This window comes from Roseomonas sp. KE2513, from assembly GCF_016107305.1.
In the GTDB taxonomy this organism is placed as follows: domain Bacteria; phylum Pseudomonadota; class Alphaproteobacteria; order Acetobacterales; family Acetobacteraceae; genus Roseomonas.
The window spans coordinates 25,101-31,100 of sequence record NZ_RCVR01000047.1 but is presented as its reverse complement, the minus strand read 5'-3'; the positions used below and the strand labels follow the sequence as shown (position 1 = coordinate 31,100).

Sequence of the window (6,000 nt, the reverse complement as noted above, 5' to 3'; positions counted from 1 at the left end):
GTCGTTTGCGCACGGGTTTGGCGGTCACGATCAAACCTGACATTTCTGCTTTCAATACCCTGTTGCAGAACAGCGCTGAAAGGCAAGTAGCTTATGAACGGGGCCTCCCCCTTCCCGAGGTCCCATGCCCCGCCGCTTCCTCCTGTCCACCGAGCAGCGCACCCGCCTGTTCGCCGTCCCGACCACGCCGGCCGAGATGGCCAGGCACTACGTGCTCAACCCCGAGGACCTGCTGCTGGTGCGCACCAAGCGCCGCGCCTTCAACCGCCTGGGCTTCGCCGTCCAGCTCTGCCTGCTGCGCCACCCGGGACAGGGCCTCGGTCCCGGCCAGCATCCGCCCGCGACCATGCTGGGCTTCGTGGCCGCCCAGCTCGGGACCCCGTCCGCCGCGTTCGCCGACTACGCGCGGCGCGACCAGACCCGCCGTGAACACGCCGTCGAACTCCAGACCCTGCTTGGCCTGCGCAGCTTCCGGCTGGGTGACTGGCGCGATTGCCTACGGGTCGGTGCCGATGCCGCCTGGGCCACCGATCGCGGCGAGCCGATCGTGCAGGCCATGCTGGCCCATGTCCGTGCCTGTGGCGTGCTGGTGCCGGACGCCGCGGTGCTGGAGCGGATCGGCCTCGCCGCCCGGGCACGGGCGCGTCAGCGCACGTTCCAGGTCCTGGCCGATGGGGTGACCGAGGCCGAGCAGGCCGTGCTCGACGGCCTGCTCGTGACCGACCCGGCCATCCGGCGCTCCCGCTTCACCTGGCTGCGGGACGCCCCGGAAGCGCCCGCGCCGGGCAACATGGTGGCGCTGCTCGACCGGCTGGACTGGGTGCGCGGCGTCGGCATCGCCCGGGAGCGGACCGCGCGGGTCCACCCGGCCCGGCTCGCGCGCCTGGTGGAGGAGGGCGGCGTCATGACCGCCCAGCACCTCGCCCACGTCGAGCCCCTGCGCCGGACCGCCCTGCTGGTGGCCGGGGTGACCGACCTCGAGACCCGGCTCACGGACGCGACCCTGACCATGTTCTGCAAGTATGTGGGGTCGCTGTTCACCAGGGCCCGCGGCCGCGACGAGCGCCGCTTTCAGGCGACCAGGCGCGACGTGGCCCGCACCCTGCTCCTGTTCCGCCGCACCATTGCTGCCCTGAAGCATGCCAAGGAGAGCGGGGAGGAGGGCGTCGCCGCCGTCGAGCGCGAGGTAGGCCTGGGCAGGCTCGACCAAGCCCTGCCGGTGATCGACGCCGTGGCCGGCGTCGCCGACGTGGAGATCCTGGCCACCGCCGCCGAGCGATATACCGTGCTGCGGCGCTTCAGCCCGCGATTCCTGGCGGCGTTCCGGTTCCAGTCCAGCGTGCCGCACGATCCCCTGCTCACCGCCATCGACCTGCTCAAGGCGGCGGACGAGGCTGGTGCCCGCGCCCTGCCCAAGCGGCTGCCGTCGGCGTTCCTGCCGCCCAAGTGGCGCCGGATGATCTTTGCCGGACCTGTCCCCGACCGGCGGCTGTACGAGACGGCCGTGCTCGCCACCCTGCGCGATCGCCTGCGGGGCGCGGGCGTGTGGGTCGCCGGCAGCCGCGACCACCGCGCCTTCGAGGACTACCTGCTGCCGGCGGAACCGGCGGGCGTGGCCACCGCTGGCCTCGCCGGGGAAACTAACCCGGAACGCTACCTCGCAGCCCGGTCTGGCCTGCTGCACGAGCGCCTGCAGTTCGTTGCCGCCTGCGCCGGGCGCGGCGAGCTGGACGGCGTCGAGATCGAGGACGGCACCCTCTACATCGCCCGCACCAAGCCCACAGTGCCCGATGCCGCCCGGCTGCTGGCCGGCCGGCTCTACGGCATGCTGCCGCGGGCGCGCGTGACCGAGGTCGTGTCGGACGTAGCGCAGGCAACCGGGTTCGCTGCCTGCTTCACCCACCTGCGCACCGGCCACCCGCCCGCCGATGTGCCAGCCCTGCTCGCCGCCGTTCTGGCCGATGGCACCAACCTCGGCTTGTCTCGCATGGCCGACGCGACCCGCGGGGTCAGCTACCACCACCTGGTCAACGTGGCGCAGTGGCACGTCACCGAGGACAACTACGCCGCCGCCCGCGCGGTGATCGTCGACGCCCACCACCGGCATCCCATGAGCGTCATCTGGGGCGACGGCACCGACTCCTCCTCGGATGGGCAGTACTTTCGCGCTGGCGGCCGGGCCGGACCCGGCGGCGACGTCAACGCCAAGTACGGGATCGACCCCGGCGTGGTGGTTTACACAACCCAGTCCGGCCAGTACGGCACCTTGCACACCCAGGTCATCTCCGCCACCGCCAGCGAGGCGCCCTACGTGCTGGACGGGCTGCACCCGCAGGCGCACCACACCGGCCTGCGCATCGCCGAGCATTACACCGACACCGCCGGCGCCACTGACCACGTGTTCGGCATGTGCCACCTCCTGGGCCACCGCTTCTCGCCCCGGATTAAGGACCTGAAGGAGCGCAAGCTCTACGCGGTCGAGAAGCCGGACACTTACCCTGTGCTGAAGCCGATGATCGGCGAGCCCGTGGACACCACGGCCCTGGCTTGCGGCTGGGGCGAGCTGATGCGGGTCAGGCGATCCATCGAGGCTGGCGCCGTCGCGCCCTCCACCATCCTGCGCAAGCTCGCGGCGGCCGGACCGCACAATCATCTGTCCCGAGCGTTGCGCGCCCTGGGACGGATCGAGCGCACCCTGTTCACCCTGCAATGGCTGTCCGACCCGGCACTACGCCAGCGCAGCCATGCCGGGCTGAACAAGGGCGAGGCGGGCAACGCGCTGCGGCGGGCAGTGTTCTTCCATCGTCAGGGCGAGTTCCGCGACCGCACCTTCGAGAACCAGAGCTTCCGGGCCTCCGGGCTGAGCCTGCTGACCACGGCCATCGTGCATTGGAATACCGTCTACCTCGACCAAGCAGTCCGGCACCTCCGGTCACAGGGCATCGGCGTGCCAGACGAGCTGCTCGCCCACGTCGCCCCGCTCGGCTGGGAGCACATCACGCTGACCGGCGACTACGATTGGAACACCGCACAACCAGCGGACGGACTCCGCCCGCTCCGGGCCGTTCCGGAGGCGTTCACCCTCTACGCCGCTTAGCGTGCAGTTTCGAACAAACGGTCAGGTGACCCCAAGCCCTTGCGCATGTCCGTCACGCCGGCTGCCAGCCAGACCCGTACGCTAGCGGGAAGCGCGATCACGTCCCCAGCGCCGCCACTAACGCCGCCAGCCGCACCGGTTCCGTAGTGGCCAGCATCCGCAGCACCTCGCCGTTGCGCAGCACCACCTCCACCATCCCGACGACCACACAGCCAGGCCGTGACGGCGCCGCAGTCGGAGTGCCTGACCCAGCCCCCTCAACAACCACCGGCACGAAGGAGGGCGATGCAGCCTCCGAGCACCGTCTCGTCATCCGGCTCCGCCAAGTGAAGATCAGACTTGATGCCACCGGTGCCGGCGCGCCACTTCCGCCACCACAGCCCCAGGCGCCCCGTGCAAGGCAGTGCCTTGCACCCTCCAAAATCCGCGCTTTGGTCGCCTCGCTCCACCGACGGCGCGGCCCCCGCGCCAGCATCACCTCAACTGACATCCCGTTTGCGATCCGTCCCGCGATCGTCGCACGACCAGTCGCTCATGGATCGGCCGGCAACATCCCCGCAGAACTCCGCCAAATCAATGCCGCCTCACAAGGCGTGCATCATCAAGCGCATACGAAGTTCAAGCCATTGATGCACCCGATATGGCGGGAAAGGGCTCCCTTTTTAGCAGGCTTGCCGCCGAGCGCTGCGGTTTGAGGTGGGTGGCATCGATCATCAGGCGCTTGAGCTCACCCTCGCGACCTGCGAGCCCGACAAAGATACGGTTGAACACGCCCAAGCGATTCCAGCGCATGAAGCGATTGTACAGGGTCTTGTGCGGCCCGTACTCGGCAAACGCGTTGCGCTAGCGAAGCCCACTGCGAATGACATGAAGAATGCCGCTGACCACCCGCTGGTCGTCCACTCGCGGCACCCCATGCGAGAGCGGGAAGATGCGCGCAATTCACCGGATCGGCGCCCTCGTGAGCCAGATCCGATCAGCCATGGCAGCGCCTCCAGCCAACATGGAATCAGGCATCCAGATCAAGCGCTAAACTGAAACAATGGATTCTCCCCTCAGCATTACATTCGCGATCTGCGCTGGACGTGGCCTTTTCGAGCAGCAGCTTGGTGTGCTCGTCGCCAGGGTGACCATGCAATGACATGGGCAGGCCGGATTTTTCGTTGCACGCGGCGGTTCGCTATGCAGCGAACCTCCTGCATGGACCACCAGATGAGCGGCGTTCGCTGTGATTCACGCGGGCTGGGGTTTGCTGCGCCCACACTGTTGGACACATCGGCCGTGGTGAGGTTCACCATCAGCAGCCGCACGTCCGTGTCCACGGCGACATGGCGCTTGCGGCCGACGACCCGCTTGCCTCCATCGTAGCCCCGCGTCTCGGCGAAAGGCGCCTTGACCGCCTGGCTGTCGAGAACCCCTCCGCTGGGACGTGGCTCCCGCTCTGCTGCCTCGCGGTATCAGGCCACATCGGGATCGTCCTGAACAGGAGGCGCCGGACAAAGCGCCGAGACCACCAATACACGGTCTGCCACGGCCCAAAGTGGATCGGGAGCATCCACCAGCCACCGCCCGAGCGCGCCAGGTAGCGGATCGCGTTCAGCATCTCGCGCAGATCCATCGAAGGCTTTCTGCCCGCCCGGCGGCTTCGGCATCAATGGCTCGACCCGCGCCCACTCCTCATCCGTCAGGTCAGACGGGTAGCGCTTCGTCTTGCGGGCAAGCTCGGCGATCCGGCGGCGCGTCTCTCGGGTCCACATCCCGAGCTTGAATCATCTTGCCCGCGCCACGCCAAGCCATTCTCAAACGGTCACTGATCCCGGGTCTATACCAAGTCAGGCAGACCGCATGCGAGGTGGGATCAGTATTCCGTCTTGCGCGTTGAACACCGGGAAATTGTTCTGATTGCGTGTACATGATGCCGGTGGCAGTCACCCAATTCCCGAGCAAACCTAGTGGGATCATCTTGCGACGCTGGACTCGAGGCAAGTTCAATAAGAAGACATGAGTTTTGATGAAGGCTCGGCTCGCTCCGAAGGGTCGATCCAGCTGGCTTTGCCGAGCGGGTTGAGAAATGGCTGGCGGAGAGGTCAACCGTAAGGGAAGGCGCCCCCAGCAAATAAGGGATCATTCTACCTTTCATGGCCGACGCAAGCGAACTGCCAGAGCTATCGGCAAGTTGAGGGTCCGTGGTTGCGCACACCACTCAATCTCAACTCGCCGGTGACCTGTCTGCTTGTTTGCAAGCCGGCGAGCGCAGAGACATCAGGGCGGCGGTTGGCTGTTTGGTGCTCAGCCCTGACGATGTCTGCCTTCAGGATCTTACGATGTTAATCCGTAATGGTAAGCTGCTCCGGCCACAAGAGAGTGTTGCACGCTGTTCGGCGTACAGTCGAAGTCGATCACTCCTCGCTGCTCAACTTCCTTCAAGCTGTGCGCCAAGCCCTTGGCCACGGCGCTGACCCTCTGCCACTCGATGGAAAGGTTGGCGACGTCCACATAAGCGAGCTGAGGCAACTGAGGTGCTCTTCACCCGCGGCAAGCGCCTCGTAGTGCTCGTGGGGCAGCGACGCGCTCTCGCGATTGCCGTCAAGAACAGGAACAAGCGCAGGAGGTGGTCGAAGCTCCGCGAGTGGATGGAGGCTGGTCCGATAGGCCTGGGGCTGTGCTAAGGTTCCCTCACGGCAAAGAGCCTCCTTGCGGTTCAGGTCCGCGAGATCGGAAGCCTCGTCGATGACCTCGAGCCGCAACTCCTCCGGACGGTGGGATGCGACCACCTTCCACATCTTCCCCGAGGGCTTCGCCAAGTGCGCGGCGAAGCGGGCGAAGGGGTTTACTGTGGTCTGGCCGACGTAGCGCTGGCTGGTCGGCTAGCAGGTAATGAGATAGACGCACCCGAAAGCCGC

At 67.0% G+C, this 6,000-nt stretch carries 3 protein-coding genes and 1 pseudogene; 2 read left to right on the top strand and 2 right to left on the bottom strand.

The window, feature by feature from the left end; genetic code table 11:
• Positions 1-124 precede the first annotated feature (124 nt).
• Complete coding sequence (locus D9599_RS26530) at positions 125-3,097, top strand: Tn3 family transposase (RefSeq protein ID WP_232480942.1); 2,973 nt, start codon at positions 125-127, stop codon at positions 3,095-3,097.
• 618 nt (positions 3,098-3,715) lie between these two features.
• On the opposite strand, the gene D9599_RS32545 is transcribed toward D9599_RS26530, so the two are convergent.
• A complete protein-coding gene (locus D9599_RS32545) occupies positions 3,716-3,868 on the bottom strand; it encodes a hypothetical protein (RefSeq protein WP_198384307.1) in 153 nt (50 codons plus the stop codon).
• A gap of 482 nt (positions 3,869-4,350) precedes the next feature.
• Positions 4,351-4,854, bottom strand: a pseudogene (locus D9599_RS26520) (transposase); the annotation flags it as partial.
• Between the two features lie 973 nt (positions 4,855-5,827).
• On the opposite strand from D9599_RS26520, the gene D9599_RS32070 reads away from it, so the two are divergent.
• Positions 5,828-5,950 carry a hypothetical protein gene (locus tag D9599_RS32070; protein WP_255531675.1) on the top strand — a complete coding sequence of 41 codons (123 nt, stop codon included), beginning with the start codon at positions 5,828-5,830 and terminating at the stop codon, positions 5,948-5,950.
• The last annotated feature ends 50 nt before the right edge of the window (positions 5,951-6,000 follow it).

Coding starts and splice junctions, on each gene's coding strand:
- D9599_RS26530 (WP_232480942.1), top strand. CDS start 125: ATGCCCCGCCGCTTCCTCCTGTCCACCGAGCAGCGCACCCGCCTGTTC.
- D9599_RS32070 (WP_255531675.1), top strand. CDS start 5,828: ATGACCTCGAGCCGCAACTCCTCCGGACGGTGGGATGCGACCACCTTC.